Origin of the sequence: Microbacterium paludicola (assembly GCF_039529675.1) — a bacterium.
GTDB classification, from domain to species: Bacteria; Actinomycetota; Actinomycetes; order Actinomycetales; family Microbacteriaceae; genus Microbacterium; species Microbacterium paludicola.
Window position 1 is genome coordinate 32,322 of record NZ_BAAANG010000012.1, and the last position, 16,025, is coordinate 48,346.

Here is a 16,025-nt window from a genome sequence, read left to right on the forward strand (position 1 = left end):
TGTCGGCCGCCGGGGTTAGGGTCGATGGGTGACCCCCGAACTGCAGGCCCGGATCCTCGCGGACTCCCGCGACCGGGTCGCGTGGCTGAGGGCTCGCGCCCGGGGAATCACCGCGACGGATGTCGCCTCCCTGACGGCGAGCGAGAAGTCCATCGCCCGCGCCGCCGACCAGAAGCTGATGGGTTCGCGCTTCTCCGGCAACTCCTACACGGACCACGGCCGCCGGCGCGAGCCGGAGATCGCCGCGTGGGTGGCGGCGACGCACGGCATCCAGCCCTCGAGCGCCCTGTTCCACGCCGTCGTCGAGAAGCGCCACCTCGCGACGCCGGATGGCATCGGGGTGGATGCGCAGGGCCGGGTCGCCCTCGCCGAGATCAAGACGACCAACAAGTCGTGGCGCTCGATCCCGCGCAGCTATCTGCGGCAGGTCTGGTGGCAGCAGCACGTGCTCGGCGCCGAGCGCACGCTGTTCGCGTGGGAGGAGCACCGCGACTTCCAGCCGCTCCACGACGAGCCCAAGTGCACGTGGATCGAGCGCGACGATCGCGAGATCGCACAGCTCGTCCGCCTGGCGACGCGGCTCATCGACGAGCTCTACCAGCGCACGACCGGCAAGACCGTCGCGGAGGTCGTCCCCGCGCCGGCGTCCAACCGCGAGCGCCTGCGTGAGCGCGACATGTTCCGCGCTCTCGCGCTGTCCGACTGACGTTCGGGGGCGCCCGCGCGGCATGCTAAGCTTGTCGAAGCCGAAGACCGCCGGTCATCTTCTCGCGCTTGCGCGGAACGATCGAAGCACTGCATCGCAGGGGCCCGCGCAGGTGTACGAATGAGATCTCCGATCTGAGCTCCGTGCGCTTGCGCCGGAGCTTTTCTGCGTTTCGGGGCGGTTCTCGGTCGGTGCCTCACCGCCGTGAGGCATCTCGTACCCACCAAGGAGTGACCATGGCGCAGAAGGATGCATCGGTCAACGAGCTCACGAAGTCTTTCGAGAGCTCGAACGCCGTCCTGCTGACCGAGTACCGCGGTCTGACGGTTGCCCAGCTCAAGGAGCTGCGCAACAACATCCGTCAGGACGCGGAGTACGCCGTGGTGAAGAACACGCTGACGAAGATCGCCGCCAAGGCTGCGGGCTTCGACTCGCTGGACGACGACCTCAAGGGCCCGTCGGCCATCGCCTTCGTGCACGGTGACTTCGTCGCCACCGCGAAGACGCTGCGTGACTTCGCCAAGGCCAACCCGCATCTCGTGATCAAGGGCGGTGTGTTCGAGGGCAAGGCCCTCTCCGCCGACGAGGTCAACACGTACGCGTCGCTCGAGAGCCGCGAGGTTCTGCTGGCGAAGGCGGCGGGCATGATGAAGGCCACGATGGGCAAGGCTGCGGCCACCATCGACGCTCTTCGCGAGAAGCTCGAGACCGCTCAGGCCGCGTAAGCAGCCGGCGTTTCATCCCCACAAACCACTTATCTATCTAGGAGATACATCATGGCGAAGCTCACCACCGAGGAGCTGCTCGAGCAGTTCTCCGAACTGACCCTCATCGAGCTCAGCGAGTTCGTGAAGGCGTTCGAGGAGAAGTTCGAGGTCACCGCTGCCGCTCCCGTCGCCGTCGCCGGTGCCGGCGGTGGCGCCGCTGCCGAAGAGGTCGAGGAGAAGGACTCGTTCGACGTCATCCTCGAGGCTGCCGGCGACAAGAAGATCCAGGTCATCAAGACCGTCCGCGAGCTCACCTCGCTGGGCCTCGGCGAGGCGAAGGCCGTCGTCGACGGCGCGCCCAAGGCCGTGCTCGAGGGTGCGAACAAGGAGACCGCCGAGAAGGCCAAGGAGGCCCTCGAGGCCGCCGGTGCCACGGTGACCCTCAAGTAATCCACTCGGATTCACTTCGCGCGAAAGCCCCGGGATCTCCCGGGGCTTTCGTCGTCTGCGGGGGCGGCCGCCCAGTCCGTGACACTCCCGTGACTCGGGGATCGTTGTCCGCGATCCCGGGGGCTACTAGTGTCGGCGGCACAAGGACCTCCGAACCCGGGGGATAGGCGCGCGGCTGGATCGCGCGACGACAGACGGGAGCAGACGATGTCGACTGCAGGGCGAAAGAGGCTCATCCTCTCGACCACCGGCCTAGGGATCACCGTGCTCGCACTCGCGGGCTGCAGCGGCGGCCCGGGAGTGCAGGGTGGCGGCGGAGACGGCGGCGGCGATGGCGGCGGCGGCGGAGACAACCAGGTGACCGTGTACGGCACGATCATCGACGCGGAGCAGGAACTCCTCGAGCAGTCCTGGGCGGACTGGGAGGAGGAGAACGACATCGACATCGTGTACGAGGGGTCGCAGGAGTTCGAGGCCCAGATCGCCGTGCGTGCGCAGGGCGGCACTCCGCCCGACCTGGCGATCTTCCCGCAGCCCGGTCTTCTCGCCGACATGGCGAGCCGCGGCTACCTGCTCGAGGCCCCCGAGGGCGTCGTGAACAACCTCCGCGAGAACTGGGCGGAGGACTGGGAGGGCTACGCCACCTTCGAGGACAAGATCTACGGCGCGCCCCTCATGGCGAATGTGAAGGGCTGGGTCTGGTACCAGCCGAGCGTGTTCGAGGAGAACGGCTGGGAGGTCCCGACCGACTGGCAGGGCCTGCTCGATCTCACCCAGGAGATGCGCGACGCGACCGGCAACCCGCCGTGGTGCGCCGGCTTCGGATCGGACGCCGCGACCGGATGGCCGGGAACCGACTGGATCGAGGACCTCGTCCTGCGTCAGGCCGGACCCGACGTCTACGACCAGTGGGTGGCGAACGAGGTGCCCTTCACGGATCCGCAGATCAAGAGCGCCTTCGACGAGACCGCGAAGATCCTGCTCAACCCCGACTACGTCAACGCCGGCTTCGGTGACGTCGCCTCGATCGGCACGACGCCCTTCGGTGACGTCGCGACGGCACTCGTCGAGGGCGACTGCATGGTGACCCACCAGGCGTCCTTCCTCGACGGCTTCATCGTCGAGGCCGGCGGCGAGGTGGCCCCCGACGGCGACGTCTGGGCGTTTATGCTTCCGCCGTACGACGCGAGCGCGGAGGGCGAGGTCGTCACGGGTGGTGGCGAGATCGTCGGCGCGTTCAGCGACGAGGAGGCTGTGGTCAAGGTGCAGGAGTACCTGTCCAGCCCGGAGTGGGCGAACTCCCGCGTCTCGCTCGGCGGTGTGATCAGCGCCAACAAGGGCCTCGACCCGGAGAACGCGCAGAGCGAGATCCTCAAGGAGGCGATCGAGATCCTGCAGAGCGAGGAGACGACGTTCCGCTTCGACGGTTCGGACCTGATGCCGTCGGTCGTCGGTTCCGGCTCGTTCTGGCAGGGAATGCGCGACTGGGTGAACGGAGCCGAGACGTCGCAGGTGCTGGAGCAGATCGAATCAGGCTGGCCGGCCGAGTAGCAGCCGACGACCATGGCGTCATTCCTCACATGGTTGAGCACACTGTCGCCGTGGCTTGAGATCCCGATCATCATCGGGGTGTTCGTCGCTGCGGTCGGCATCCTGCTCTTCTTCATCGAGATCGCGCCGCGCGCGGGCCGGATGTACACCCTCATCCGGCTCGCCGCGTGCGTGCTCATCCCGCTCGGCATCATGTGGGCGCTTCAGTCGTACACATGGGCGATCATCGCGGCGGGGGTGCTCGGCGCGCTGTTCTTCTGGCTCGACCTGCGCTCCCGCGACGGGGCGGGAACGCTCTTCCAGCTGTTCGGGTTCCTCGCTCCGGCGCTGATCCTGCTGCTTGTCGGGCTCGTGTTCCCGGTGATCCAGACCTTCGCGCAGTCGATGATGAACTCGCGCGGCACTGCGTTCGTCGGCTTCGACAACTTCCTGTGGATCTTCACGCAGCCGCAGGGGATCCGGACCGTCGTGAACACGATCGTCTGGGTCCTGATCGCGCCCGTGCTCTCGACCGTGATCGGTCTCGTGTACGCGTACTTCATCGACAAGACGCGGGGGGAGAGGGTCTACAAGATCCTCGTGTTCCTGCCGATGGCGATCTCGTTCGTGGGCGCGTCGATCATCTGGCGCTTCATGTACACGGCGCGTCCGGCGGACGCCGAGCAGATCGGCTTCGTGAACCAGCTGATCGTGTGGCTCGGCGGCAGCCCCGTGCCGTTCCTGCAGGTGCAGCCGTGGAACACGCTGTTCCTGATCATCGTGTTCGTCTGGATCTACACCGGGTTCGCGATGGTGGTGCTCTCCGCCGCCATCAAGGGCGTGCCGACCGAGCAGCTCGAGGCCGCCGAGCTCGACGGCGCGAACGGCTTCGAGCGGTTCATGAACGTCGTCGTGCCGGGCATCCGGCCCTCGCTGATCGTGGTGCTGACGACCATCGCCATCGCGTCGATGAAGATCTTCGACATCGTGCGCACGATGACCGCCGGCGCCAACAACACCTCGGTGCTCGCGAACGAGATGTACCAGCAGTTCCGCAGCTTCGAACCCGGACGGTCGGCGGCGTACGCCGTCATCCTGTTCATCCTCGTGCTGCCGCTCGTCATCTACAACGCGAGACAGCTCCGGGCGCAGAGGGAGGTGCGGTGATGGCCGCCACAGAGGAGGTCGTGGCGACGACCCAGGCCGTCACGACGGCGAAGAACGGCAGGAAGCCGGTGCTCGGCGACGCCAAGCGGCGGCTCACGTCGCCCGTCGCGACCATCGCGGCGATCATCATCGCGGCGATCTGGACAGTGCCGACCTTCGGTGTGCTGGTGTCGTCATTCCGGCCGCGTCAGCAGATCGAGCGCAACGGATGGTGGACGGCCCTGCAGAACTGGGGCTGGACGACCGACAACTACAGCGAGGCGCTCAACTCGAGCACGGGCGGGCTGACGATGCTCGGCGCGTTCGTGAACTCGTTCGCGATCACGCTTCCGGCAGCGATCATCCCGCTGATCATCGCCACGCTCGCCGCATACGGCTTCGCGTGGATCGAGTTCCGCGGGCGGAACCTGCTGTTCGTGCTGGTGTTCGCGCTGCAGATCGTGCCGATCCAGATGGCGTTCATCCCGCTCCTGCAGCTGTTCTCGCGGGGCGAGCTGTTCGGCTTCCCGGTCATCCAGGCCTTCGGGCAGGCGGGGTATGCGCAGGTCTGGATCGCACACACGATCTTCGGCCTTCCGCTGGCGATCTTCCTGCTGCACAACTTCATCTCGCAGATCCCGCACGAGGTCATCGAGGCCGCGCGCGTCGACGGGGCGGGCCACGGGCAGATCTTCTTCCGGATCGTGCTGCCGCTCAGCATGCCGGCGATCGCGTCGTTCGCGATCTTCCAGTTCCTGTGGGTGTGGAACGACCTGCTCGTGGCGCTGATCTTCGCCGACGGAAACGTCGCGCCGATCACGAAGCTCCTCGCGCAGATGACGGGATCGCGCGGTGAGGACTGGCACCTGCTGACGGCCGGCGCGTTCATCGCGATCATCGTGCCGCTGCTGGTGTTCCTGTTCCTGCAGCGCTACTTCGTCCGCGGCCTGCTCGCCGGGTCGGCGAAGGGCTGAGGCCGCAGGCGGTCGCTTCGACTCGTTCCTCGCTCAGCAGCCGGTGGTCCCCCGCCGGTTGCTGAGCGAGCTTGCGAGCCGAAGCGACCGCCCGAGTCCGGCTAGCTGCAGCCGAGGCGCTCCTGCACCGATCGGAGCGCCTGGATCTCGCGCTCCTGCGACTCGGCCATGCCGCCCGCCACGCGCGCGACGCGGGGATCGCTGCCGAGCCGCTGGATCGCATCCACCATCTCGATCGCGCCCTCGTGGTGGCGGATCATCAGGGACGCGAAGAGGCAGTCCTGCGCGGTGCCGGTCGCCTCGCGCAGCGCGGAGAGCTCGTCCTCGTCGGCCATTCCCATCGCCGCGCGCAGCTCGTCCTCGCTCGCGGGCTGGGCCGACGAGCCGCCGTGGCCGTGCCCGCCGTCCTCGGACATCCATTGCATGAGCGGATCCGAGCCGTGCTGCGGCACGCCCCAGTCCTCGATCCAGCCGAACATCTGGCCGGACTGCTGCGACTGCGCCGTGGCGATGTCGTAGGAGAGGAGGCGCACCTCCTCGTCCTCGGTGTCGCGGTACACGATCAGCGCCATCTCCACCGCCTGCGCGTGATGGACCTGCATGTCGCGCGCGAAGCCGATGTCGGCGGCGTTGGGGCCGCCCTGGGCCGCGCCGAACGTCGAGAACCGGCCGATCGCGAACGCCAGGCCGGCGACCAGGACGATCGCGAGCGCGATCAGCGGCCAGCGGCGCGGGCGGGTGACGGTCTCGTCGGAGCCGGACACGTCAGAGCTTGCCGGGGCCCTCGATGCCCGTGCACGAGGCGCCGAGCTCGGGGGCGGTGCCGCCCTGCCAGTACTCCTCGATGAACTGGGCGATGCGCGGGTCGTCGACGGAGTCGACCTTGAGCTGGTGCTCCCACGCGCTGACCGTGATCGGGGTGTCGAGGCCCTCGTAGGGCGAGACGATCGAGTAGGTGCGGGGGGCGAGCTCGCGGAGCGCCTCGAGGTCGGCGCCCTGGATCTCGTCGGCGTCGTACGTGATCCACACCGCGCCGTGCTCGAGCGAGTGGACGGCGTTCTCGTTCGCCTGCGGCTGGTCGTAGACGCCGCAGCTGAGCCACGCGATGTTGTGGGGCCCGCCCGCGGGAGGGTTCTGCTCGTACTCGACGACGCCCTCGACGTGGTCGGACTCGAGATCGAACGTCTCGACGCCCTCGATGGTCGCGCCCTCGCTGCCGGCGGTGTAGGACCGGGGCGCGAACACGATGGAGGCGACGATGACGGCCACGACCGCAAGGACCGCGACGATGCCGACGACCCACCAGAGCAGCTTGCCGCGCTGGCGCTTCTTCAGCTGGCGCTGGTACTCGGCGAGCTTCTCCTGACGCTTCGCCTCGCGCTGCTGCTTGACGGTCTGCTCGATCTGCGCCTGGCGCGCGGGGTTGCCGGACTGCTTCTGCGGGGACACGCGACAATCCTATTCGGACACATGGAGCGAAAGTGCTGACGGAGGCTCGGAGAACGCTATGTGGGCGTAGGATCGATCCTTCTCCCCGACGATGAAAGGGCCCCGTGCCTGACGCCCTGCCCCCGCGCACAGACTCGATCACCCTCCCGTTCACGGGAAGCATCCCGATCCCGCCGGCCACGGGCGCGATCCGCACGCTCGGGCCGAACCCGGCGACCGCGCCGATCGTGCTGCACCCGGGCGATGCGATCTCCTCGCGGCGGCGGCTGCTGTACGTGCTGCTGCTCGGCGCGCTCACCGCGCTCGGCCCCTTCACGGTCGACCTGTACCTGCCGGCGTTCCCGCTGCTTCAGCGCGACTTCGCCACCGACGAGGCGGCGATCCAGCTGACGCTGACGGGCACGATGATCGGCTTCGCCTTCGGCCAGCTGCTTGTCGGGCCGCTCAGCGACACGGTGGGGCGGCGCGGTCCGCTGCTCGTGGCGACGGCCTTGCACGTGGTCGCGAGCATCACGGCCGCGGTGGCGCCGAACCTCGCGCTGCTCGGCGTCGCCCGCGTCGCGATGGGGTTCGGCGCCGCCGCCGGTGCGGTCGCCGCGATGGCGATCGTGCGCGACCTGTTCGGCGGGCGCCGGCTCGTGGTGATGCTCGCGCGTCTCGCGCTCGTGACGGGCGTCGCCCCGGTGGTCGCGCCGCTGATCGGATCCGCCCTGCTCGGCGTGATGCCGTGGGAGGGAATCTTCTGGGTGCTCGCCGGGTACGGCGCGGTCATGCTCGCCGCGGCGGTGTTCGGCATCCCCGAGACGCTTCCCCGCGCGCGGCGGCAGGAGCGCGGCGCGAGCACCGTGTGGCAGCGCTACCGGTCGGTGCTCTCCGACCGGGTCTACGTCGGCGTGTTGATCATCGGCGGGATGACCTTCGCCGGCCTCTTCTCGTACCTGTCGGCCTCGCCGTTCCTGTTCCAGGAGAGCTACGGCTTCGATGAGATCCAGTACGGGCTGCTGTTCGCGGCGAACTCGATCGGCCTCGTCATCGGCAACCAGGTCGCCTCGCGCCTCGCCGCCCGCTTCGGGCCCCAGTGGGTGCTCGCCGGCTCCACCGCGGTGCTCGTGATCGCGGCGACGCTCATCGTCGTCTTCGACCAGCTGGGGCTGGGCCTCTGGGGCACGGCCATCCCGCTGTGGTTCTTCATGAGCGCCTGCGGGTTCACGTTCCCGTGCGCGCAGGTGCTCGCCCTCGACCGCCACGGCAAGGCGGCCGGGACGGCGGCCTCGCTGCTCGGTGCCAGCAACGCCGGCATCGCGGGCCTCGTGTCGCCGATCGTGGGCGCGGTCGCCGGCCCCGAGGGCATCACGGGCACGTCGATGGCCGTGGTGATGATCGGCTGCGCGCTGGTCGCGGTGGCGATGCTCTGGCTCGTCGTGCGGCCGCGCACGGTGGAGATGCTCAACCCCTGACAGGGAGGGACCGGATGAGCGCGCGTCGGGATCGGATCAGCCGGACATGGCTGTGGTGGGGCGTCGGGCTGCTCGCCGCGGGCATCGCACTCGGCGCCGGCCTGCTGCTCCCCGGGGCGGACCCGACGGTCGTCGACCTGTGGTGGGACGGCGTGCTCGCCGACACCCCCGACGGTGTCGCGCTCTGGGCCTCGCTGTTCATGGACGCGGCCGGGGGAGGCCGCATCGCGACGCTGTGGCTGCCCCTCGCCGTGGTCGCGGTCCTGCTCGCGGCCCGGCGGCCGTGGGGCGCGGGCTACTTCGTTGTCGCGTCGCTCGCGAGCGCCGGGGTCGTGCAGATCCTCAAGCACGTCCTCGGCCGGGCGCGCCCGGAGGACATCCTTGTCACGGTGGATGTCGGATCCTTCCCGTCCGGACACGTCGCGAATGCCGCGACGCTCGCGCTCGCGCTCTGGATCATCCTTCCCCGCCGGTGGCTGGGCGCGCTCGCCGCGTGCTGGGTCTCACTCATGGCGTTCTCGCGCACGTACGTGTCGGCGCACTGGCTGACGGACACGATCGGCGGTGCGCTGATCGGGGCGGCGGTCGCCCTCCTGATCGCGGTCGCATTCGCGCGCGGGCTGACCGTCGAACGTCGCGCCGGACGCGGCGGTCGCGGGGGAGCGGCGCGTCGCTAGGCTGACTGCCATGAGCGCCGAGAAGGATCCCGCTGTCGTGGCCGCCGAGGCCGAACTCGCCCGACTGCAGGCGGAAGCCGAGGCCGCCGAGGCGGCCCTCAAGGCGGCGGAGGCGAAGGCGAGGCTGGCGGCCGCGCAGGCTGCGGCCGCGCAGGGCGCTGCAGGTGAGGCGGACGCCGAGGCGGCGCCCGCCGATCCCGAGCCCGGCGTCGAGCAGGAGGCGCCCGAGGCACCGGCCCCGGAGGCCGAGGCTCAGGAGATTCCGGCCGCGACCGCCGCGACCGGGCCGCTCGACGACGACGCCGTGACGGCGATCGTCGCGGGCTACACGTTCGACGCCGAGACACTCGACATCGGCGCGCTCGTGAACGGAGACCCGCTGCCGCAGGCGCAGATCCGGATCCCGCTCGGCATGCTGAACCGGCACGGCCTCGTGGCCGGCGCGACCGGCACGGGCAAGACCCGCACGCTGCAGGGTCTCGCCGAGCAGCTCGCGGCAAAGGGCGTGCCCGTGTTCGCCGCCGACATCAAGGGCGACCTCTCGGGAATGGCCACGCCCGGCGAGCCCAGCGAGAAGCTGCTTGCGCGCACAAAGGGCATCGGCCAGGACTGGGCGCCGGCCGCATCCGCCGTCGAGTACTTCGCGCTCGGCGGCATCGGCAAGGGAGTGCCGGTGCGGGCGACGGTCACGGGCTTCGGCCCGTTGCTGCTCTCGAAGGTCCTGGGGCTCAACGACACCCAGGAGTCGAGCCTCGGGCTCGTGTTCCACTACGCCGACAAGAACGGCCTGCCGCTCGTCGATCTCGAGGATCTGCGCTCGGTGCTGACCTATCTGACCAGCGACGAGGGCAAGCCCGAGCTCAAGGAGCTCGGCGGACTGTCCAGCGCCACCGCCGGGGTCATCCTGCGCGAGCTGATCACGTTCGCCGAGGGCGGCGCCGACGTGTTCTTCGGGGAGCCCGAGTTCGACGTCGCCGACTTCCTGCGGATGGCCCCGGATGGGCGCGGCATCGTGTCGCTCCTCGAGGTGCCCGGGGTCGCCAGCCGGCCCGAGCTGTTCTCGACGTTCCTGATGTACCTGCTCGCCGAGCTGTTCGAGATCCTGCCCGAGGTCGGCGACCCCGAGAAGCCGAAGCTCGTGTTCTTCTTCGACGAGGCGCACCTGCTGTTCAACAACGCGTCGAAGGACTTCCTCGCCGCGATCACGCAGACCGTGCGGCTCATCCGCTCGAAGGGCGTGGGCGTCTTCTTCGTGACGCAGACGCCGAAGGACGTGCACGAGGATGTGCTGGCGCAGCTAGGCTCGCGCGTGCAGCACCAGCTGCGGGCGTTCACCCCGGACGACGCCAAGGCCCTGCGCGCCACGGTGGGCACCTACCCGAAGTCGGGGTACGACCTCGAGCGGGTGCTGCAGGAGCTCGGCACGGGCGAGGCGATCGTCACGGTGATGAGCGAGAAGGGCGCGCCGACGCCCGTCGCCTGGACACGCGTGCGGGCGCCCCAGGGACTCATGGAGCCCACGCCGGAGGCGCAGATGGACGCGGCGATCGCCGCCTCCCCGCTGCTGCCGAAGTACGGCGACCGCGTCGACCGCGAGTCGGCGTACGAGATCCTCACCGCGAAGGTGAACGCGGCCGAGGAGGAGGAGCGCCGGGCCGAGACCGAGGCGGAGCTCACCCGCCAGCGTGCCGAGATCGAGAAGGCGAATGCCGCGGCCGAGAAGAAGGCCCAGCAGGAATACGAGCGCCTGCTGAAGAAGACCTCCGGCACCGGCCGGACCCGCACCTCGTCGCGCGCCGAGAAGTCGACGCTCGAGAAGGTGCTCGGCTCGCGGACGACCCAGACGCTGCTCAACGGCGTGATCCGCGGCCTGTTCGGCACGGGGCGCCGCCGCTAGCGCGAGGCCCTGGAGGGGCGTGCGCTAGACGGGCTCGCCGTCGAGGAAGCGCCCGACGATGCGCGCCCCCGGCCCGCCCTCGAGCAGGATGCCGTGCCGCGCGTCGGGCACGACGACGAGCTCGGCGTCCGCGATCCGGTCGTGGAGCAGGCGCGCGTGATCGACGGGGGCGAGTTCGTCGGCGCCGCCGTGCAGGATGAGCGTCGGCGCGGCGATGGAGTGCAGGTCGGCGAGCGCGTCATGGCGCCGGCTGGCGCGGAAGTGGCGGCCTCGGATGTTCGGGTCGCCGCTGATCGCGAGGAGGTGCATGAACCACGCGGCGTGCTTCGTGAAGAACACGCGCGCGATGCGCGCGCGATCACCGGAGCGCAGCGCCTCCTCCGCGGCGGCGGTGCGGGGCGCGCCGTGCGCGTCGCCCGCCGACGTCGACACGAGCACCAGGCGCCGCACGCGCTCCGGCGCATCGATCGCGAGCCACTGCGCCACGCCGCCGCCCATCGAATGGCCGACGACGTCCGCGCGCTCGATCCCCGCGTGATCGAGGATCGCGACGAGATCCCTGGCGAACAGGCGGGTCTCGTAGCGATCGGCGGAACCTCTGCCGCTGTCGCCCGTGCCGCGGTGATCGAACACGATGACCTGCCGTGATGCCGTCTCGCCGGAGTGCAGCAGAAGCTCTGCCGCGATGCGCCATGAGGCGTGCTCGACTGCCTGACCGGCGATCAGGATGACCGGGTCGCCCTCGCCGGCGATCCAGTACGCGAGGGTCGCGCCGTCGTCCGCGGTGGCATCGGCGCGCCTCCAGAGCGGAGGAACGCCGACGCTCACTGGTCGTTCATGAGGTCGCTGAGCGCGCCCAGGTGGATGATCGTGCCGTCGTTGAGCTGGATGTACAGCACCGAGGAGCGCGCGGTGTTGCCGTCGAGAGTGATCTCGATCGGCACACCGGGCGCGATCCCCGAGCGACGCTCGGGATCGCCGTTCGGCTGCTGCAGGTACACGCTTCCCCACACCCGACGGTCGTCGGTGCCGATCACGCACGTCAAGCCGCCGAAGAATCCGTCACCGCACGATGCCCATACCTCGGGCTGCGCGGTCGGCGGCGGCGTCGTCTCCACCGGGGTCGGCTCCGGGGTCGGCGTCGCGGTCGGCGTCTCCGTGGGCATCGGGGTGGGCGACGGCGTGTCCGTCGGCTCCGGCGTGAGGGTCGCGATGGGGCTCTCGGTCGGCGTGGGGGTGGGAGTCGGTGCGTCGGGCTCCGGCTCATCGAGCAGAAGCGTGCGGATGTCGCCGAGTTCGCTCAGGCGGTGGGCGGCGATTCCCTCGTCCTCGCCCGCGTAGACGACCTCGATCGTCACGTCGGCCTGCGCCTGGGCGCGCGTGAGCTCGAACACGAGCGTTCCGGTGCCGTCGGCCGAGAGCGTCGTCTCGTCGAGCACCTCGTCCGACGCCATCGCCACGGCCAGCGGCACACCGACCGAGAAGCCGCCGTCGCCCGAGGCGTCATCGGAGCGGGCGAAGGCCTGCACGTCGCTGTTCGGCTCGCCGGTGACGGCCAGTGCGACGGCGCCGTCGTCGGTGCGCTCCGCAGAGGTCATGGCGAGCTGCGCGCGATCGGTCGGCGCGTCGGTCGGTGTGGGGTCAGGGGTCTGCGACGGGGTCGGCTGCGCGGACGGCGGGGCGACGGCGGGCGACGACGCAGTCGGCGAGGGGCCGGGCTTCGCGGCGTCGGTCTCCTCGGGCTTCGGGGTCGCGGAGGCATCCTCGGGCGCGGGCGTCTCGTCGATCAGCTCGGGCGACGCCTCGACCTCGGTCGAGGGCGGCGCGGCGTTCTCGCCGGCCGCGGGTGTGGTGGCCGCGGAACCGCCCCCGGGGAACAGCCCGAGCGAGGCGGCGACGACGACACCGGCGACGGTCAGCGCCGTGGCACCAGCGGCGACGAGGCCGCCCACGGTCCACGCCGAAGCGGAACCGCCCGCCCCGGGGCCGCCCGATCCGCCGGAGGCCCCGCCCGCCACACCGGCGGCGGCGCCGCCGACGGCGACGACCGCGCCCTCGACGACGGAGGACGGCATCGCGGCGAGGGCGACAGCGGCCGCGTCGCCGCGCTGCAGCGACGCGAGGTAGGCGGCGGTGGCCGAGACGCCGATCGTGATGGGCAGCAGGACGAGCGCGAGGCGGCTTCCGACCTCGTGCGCCTCGCCGGCGACGATCGTGCATCGCGCGCAGTCGGCGAGGTGGGCATCCAACCGGGTCTGATTGCGCACACCGAGGTTTCCGCGGGTGTGGGCGCCGAGGTGCTCGATCGCCCACTGGCACTCCGAGCCGTCCTCGACCGCGTTGAGGTGCGCCTGGATCCACGCCTCGCGCAGGCCCTCGCGCGCGCGAGAGGCGAGCTGCGCCACGGCGACGGGCTTCATCGCGAGCAGCGGTGCCACCTGGGACGGCTTCATCTGCTCGATCTCGGTGTACCAGAGCACCTCCTGCCAGCGCGTCGGCAGGCTGCGGAAGGCGGAGTGCGTGAGGCTGCGGTCGAGCGCGGCGATCGTCGCCTCGTCGGTGGTCTTGGGATCCTCGAGGGTGTCGAGCTCGTCGATCGCCGTCTCGCGCGCCGCGCGGCCCCACGCGGCGGCGGTGTTGCGGATCGCCGTGAACAGATACGCGCGGAACGAGCCGCTGGGTCCGTGACCGCGGCGGATCGCCTGAAAGATGCGGGCGTACGCCTCCTGCACGAGGTCATCCGGATCGATCGTGCTGGAGACGGAGCGGGCCACCACAACACCCGAGCGGTAGTGGCGACGCCAGAGCTCGCCGAAGGCATCCGCGTCGCCGGAACGCGACCGCAGCACGAGGTCGGCGTCAGGCGCGGCCTCGGGGGCGTCGGGTGCTTCGTGGGTCGTCATGTGTGTGCTCGATACGGATGGTGTCCGGTGCGCGGACGGCGGATGGGCGACAGGCGCTCGGGAACCGCTCGCCCCGCGCCGCCTGGTGTCTCCATTCTCGTCGCTCGCGGGCCTGAGCCGCCACTGAAAGGCCCGGTTTGTGGGTGGATTCTGCGCTGTGGACGACTTGTCTGGGCGTCCGCGAAGAAATTCTCGGAAGTCGCGTCATAGAACCGGCCCCACCGCATCTCATGAGGTGAGAGCACATATCGGTTCGCATTGCCGGGGGCATGCGGGCGAGGCGCGCCGGATCCTGACCGATCCGGCGCAACGGGGCTCGAGAGATTCTCGGGGGAGGGCTCTCGAGCCCCGTTTCTGCGCCTGCGCGCTCAGCCGAGCTTCAGGCCGAGCAGACCGCCCTTGCCGCCGAGCGAGACGCCGAGATCGATCCCGCCGACGCTCACGCCGACATCGATGCCGTCGCCGACCTCCGCGCCGACCCCGACGAGATCGCCCGCCACGCCCGCGTCGACGCCGATTCCGTCTCCGTCGACCGTGACGTCGGTCGTCACGGTGCCGCCCGCCACATCCGCGCCGACGCCGATTCCGTCACCGCCCACGGCGACGTCGGTCGTCACGGTGCCGCCGGCGACATCCGCGCCGACGTCAATCCCGTCTCCGCCGACCGAGACGTCTGCCTCGACGGCTCCGCCCGCGACGTCCGCGCCGACGGACACCCCACCGCCGCCGACGCCCGCGGTCACGTCGGCGACGCCGGGCGCCGTGACGCCCACCGACGCGCCGGGGGCCGACGGCGAAGGAGACGGCGCCATGCTCGGGGTGGCGCCCTCGGCGGGACGCGTGCTCTTCGACGGCGTCGGCGTGGGGGCCGTGCTCGTCGTGGGAGCGGGGCTCTTGACCGGGGCGGGGCTCTTCGCCGGGGCGGAGCTCTTTGGCGGGGCGATCGACGGGCGCGGCGTCGGCGCCTCCGCGGTCGCACTCGGCGCGGGCGTCGTGGCGGTCGGACGCGAGACGGGCGTGGTGCTCTCCGGGGACGACGCCGCGGTGGCCGTGGGGCGCGGCGCCGCGCTGGGCGACGGCCCGCGGGTCGCCATCGGCTCGCGAACGGCGGACGGAGACGGGGCGTCGTCCTCGGTCACGGGCCGCAGGGGGACGCCGCTTCCCGTCGAGGGAGCAGCCGCGGGCGACGGATCGATCCCGGCCGGATCGGCTGCGGAGGAGGATACGGGGCCGCTCGAGGCCGCCTCCGCGGCGTCGTCCTCGAGGGAGGGGAGCGGATCGGGCGCGGGAGTGCCCGGGGCGCTGACGCTCGTCTCCGGCACGGCGGCGCTTGCATCTGCCGGCGTGAGCGCGGGCACGATCGTCACCGCGAGCAGCGTGCCGGCGACGCCGACCGAGGTCATCCCCGCGCCGACGAGGCCTCCCAGCGAGAACGCGCTCGCCGTGCCGGCGGCCGCAGCCGCGCTCGCGGCGACGGCTCCTCCGGTCGCCGCTCCTCCGGTCGCGGATCCGGCCGTCAGCGCGGTCCCCGCCGCGGTGATCCCGCCTCCGGCGGCCACGGCGCCCTCGACGACGCCCGAGGGCATCGCCGCGAGAGCGAGCACTGCGCCGTCGCCGCGGAGTGAGGCGAGGTAGCTGGCGGTGGCCGTCACGCCGATGAACACCGGCAGCAGTGCGAGGGCCAGGCGGCTGCCGACCTCCTCGGCCTCGCCGGCGAGCACCGCGCACTCCTGGCAGTCGGCGAGGTGCGCCTCGATGCGAGAGCGGTTGCGCGGGGTGAGGTTGCCGCGCGCGTGCGCGCCGAGGTGCTCGACGGCCCAGCGGCACTCGGAACCGTCCCCGAGCGCGGCGATGTGCGCCTGGATCCAGGCCTCGCGCAGTCCCTCGCGGGCGCGGAAGGCGAGCTGCTTCACGGCGCCCGGCTTCATCCCGAGCAGCGGAGCGGCCTCGGCGGGGCCGAGCCCCTCGACCTCGGTGTACCAGAGCACCTCCTGCCAGCGCGTGGGCAGGCTGCGGAAGGCGCGGTGCGTCAGGCCGCGGTCGACCTCCTCGAGCCGCGACTCCTAGGGCGTGTCTGACAAATAGTTCGGCGGCGCGCTGAGAGTCTGAGGTCGTGACGCGGTTTCAGG

General features: G+C 70.9%; 14 protein-coding genes. 9 read left to right on the forward strand and 5 right to left on the reverse strand.

Translation table 11 applies throughout. The features are described 5' to 3' along the window. The first annotated feature begins 28 nt into the window (after window positions 1–28). The 6 genes from ABD161_RS07230 to ABD161_RS07255 all read left to right on the forward strand — a co-directional run bounded on the left by ABD161_RS07230 (window position 29) and on the right by ABD161_RS07255 (window position 5,513). Window positions 29–706, forward strand: coding sequence for a YqaJ viral recombinase family protein (locus tag ABD161_RS07230; protein ID WP_344001069.1), 678 nt, complete (start codon window positions 29–31; stop codon window positions 704–706). Window positions 707–942: 236 nt separating this feature from the next. Further along, window positions 943–1,431, forward strand: a complete 489-nt coding sequence (rplJ, locus tag ABD161_RS07235) for a 50S ribosomal protein L10 (RefSeq protein ID WP_344001071.1) — start codon at window positions 943–945, stop codon at window positions 1,429–1,431. Between the two features lie 51 nt (window positions 1,432–1,482). Then, complete coding sequence (gene rplL, locus ABD161_RS07240) at window positions 1,483–1,863, forward strand: 50S ribosomal protein L7/L12 (protein ID WP_344001073.1); 381 nt, start codon at window positions 1,483–1,485, stop codon at window positions 1,861–1,863. Window positions 1,864–2,070: 207 nt separating this feature from the next. Further along, window positions 2,071–3,414 (forward strand): ABC transporter substrate-binding protein, encoded by a 1,344-nt coding sequence (locus ABD161_RS07245; protein WP_344001076.1) that lies wholly within the window; start codon window positions 2,071–2,073, stop codon window positions 3,412–3,414. Between the two features lie 33 nt (window positions 3,415–3,447). Then, a complete protein-coding gene (locus tag ABD161_RS07250; protein WP_344001078.1) occupies window positions 3,448–4,560 on the forward strand; it encodes a carbohydrate ABC transporter permease in 1,113 nt (370 codons plus the stop codon). Next, a complete protein-coding gene (locus ABD161_RS07255; RefSeq protein ID WP_344001080.1) occupies window positions 4,560–5,513 on the forward strand; it encodes a carbohydrate ABC transporter permease in 954 nt (317 codons plus the stop codon). The genes ABD161_RS07250 and ABD161_RS07255 overlap by 1 nt, the downstream gene beginning before the upstream one ends. Before the next feature lie 101 nt (window positions 5,514–5,614). Here ABD161_RS07255 and ABD161_RS07260 read toward each other — a convergent pair whose 3' ends face one another. Both ABD161_RS07260 and ABD161_RS07265 read right to left on the reverse strand, forming a co-directional pair. Further along, on the reverse strand, window positions 5,615–6,277 hold the full coding sequence (locus tag ABD161_RS07260) for a DUF305 domain-containing protein (RefSeq protein ID WP_344001081.1): 663 nt from the start codon (window positions 6,275–6,277) through the stop codon (window positions 5,615–5,617). Window position 6,278: 1 nt separating this feature from the next. Then, window positions 6,279–6,962: a thioredoxin-like domain-containing protein gene (locus tag ABD161_RS07265; RefSeq protein WP_344001083.1), complete on the reverse strand. Its 684-nt coding sequence runs from the start codon at window positions 6,960–6,962 to the stop codon at window positions 6,279–6,281. Window positions 6,963–7,099: 137 nt separating this feature from the next. Here ABD161_RS07265 and ABD161_RS07270 point away from each other — a divergent pair, with 137 nt between their 5' ends. The 3 genes from ABD161_RS07270 to ABD161_RS07280 are packed head-to-tail and all read left to right on the forward strand — an operon-like array spanning window position 7,100 to window position 10,993. Further along, window positions 7,100–8,419 (forward strand): multidrug effflux MFS transporter, encoded by a 1,320-nt coding sequence (locus tag ABD161_RS07270; protein ID WP_425560822.1) that lies wholly within the window; start codon window positions 7,100–7,102, stop codon window positions 8,417–8,419. Between the two features lie 14 nt (window positions 8,420–8,433). Further along, window positions 8,434–9,096 (forward strand): phosphatase PAP2 family protein, encoded by a 663-nt coding sequence (locus ABD161_RS07275; RefSeq protein WP_344001085.1) that lies wholly within the window; start codon window positions 8,434–8,436, stop codon window positions 9,094–9,096. A gap of 10 nt (window positions 9,097–9,106) precedes the next feature. Beyond that, entirely contained in the window at window positions 9,107–10,993 is a 1,887-nt protein-coding gene (locus ABD161_RS07280) for a helicase HerA-like domain-containing protein (RefSeq protein WP_344001087.1), read from the forward strand. Window positions 10,994–11,017: 24 nt separating this feature from the next. Here ABD161_RS07280 and ABD161_RS07285 read toward each other — a convergent pair whose 3' ends face one another. The 3 genes from ABD161_RS07285 to ABD161_RS07295 all read right to left on the reverse strand — a co-directional run bounded on the left by ABD161_RS07285 (window position 11,018) and on the right by ABD161_RS07295 (window position 15,929). After that, on the reverse strand, window positions 11,018–11,821 hold the full coding sequence (locus tag ABD161_RS07285; RefSeq protein WP_344001089.1) for an alpha/beta fold hydrolase: 804 nt from the start codon (window positions 11,819–11,821) through the stop codon (window positions 11,018–11,020). Further along, window positions 11,818–13,896 carry a sigma-70 family RNA polymerase sigma factor gene (locus tag ABD161_RS07290; RefSeq protein WP_344001090.1) on the reverse strand — a complete coding sequence of 693 codons (2,079 nt, stop codon included), beginning with the start codon at window positions 13,894–13,896 and terminating at the stop codon, window positions 11,818–11,820. The genes ABD161_RS07285 and ABD161_RS07290 overlap by 4 nt, the downstream gene beginning before the upstream one ends. A gap of 368 nt (window positions 13,897–14,264) precedes the next feature. Beyond that, complete coding sequence (locus ABD161_RS07295) at window positions 14,265–15,929, reverse strand: zf-HC2 domain-containing protein (protein WP_344001095.1); 1,665 nt, start codon at window positions 15,927–15,929, stop codon at window positions 14,265–14,267. Window positions 15,930–16,025: the final 96 nt, after the last annotated feature.

Coding starts and splice junctions, on each gene's coding strand:
- ABD161_RS07290 (WP_344001090.1), bottom strand. CDS start 13,896: ATGACGACCCACGAAGCACCCGACGCCCCCGAGGCCGCGCCTGACGCC.
- rplJ (WP_344001071.1), top strand. CDS start 943: ATGGCGCAGAAGGATGCATCGGTCAACGAGCTCACGAAGTCTTTCGAG.
- ABD161_RS07255 (WP_344001080.1), top strand. CDS start 4,560: ATGGCCGCCACAGAGGAGGTCGTGGCGACGACCCAGGCCGTCACGACG.
- ABD161_RS07280 (WP_344001087.1), top strand. CDS start 9,107: ATGAGCGCCGAGAAGGATCCCGCTGTCGTGGCCGCCGAGGCCGAACTC.
- rplL (WP_344001073.1), top strand. CDS start 1,483: ATGGCGAAGCTCACCACCGAGGAGCTGCTCGAGCAGTTCTCCGAACTG.
- ABD161_RS07275 (WP_344001085.1), top strand. CDS start 8,434: ATGAGCGCGCGTCGGGATCGGATCAGCCGGACATGGCTGTGGTGGGGC.
- ABD161_RS07245 (WP_344001076.1), top strand. CDS start 2,071: ATGTCGACTGCAGGGCGAAAGAGGCTCATCCTCTCGACCACCGGCCTA.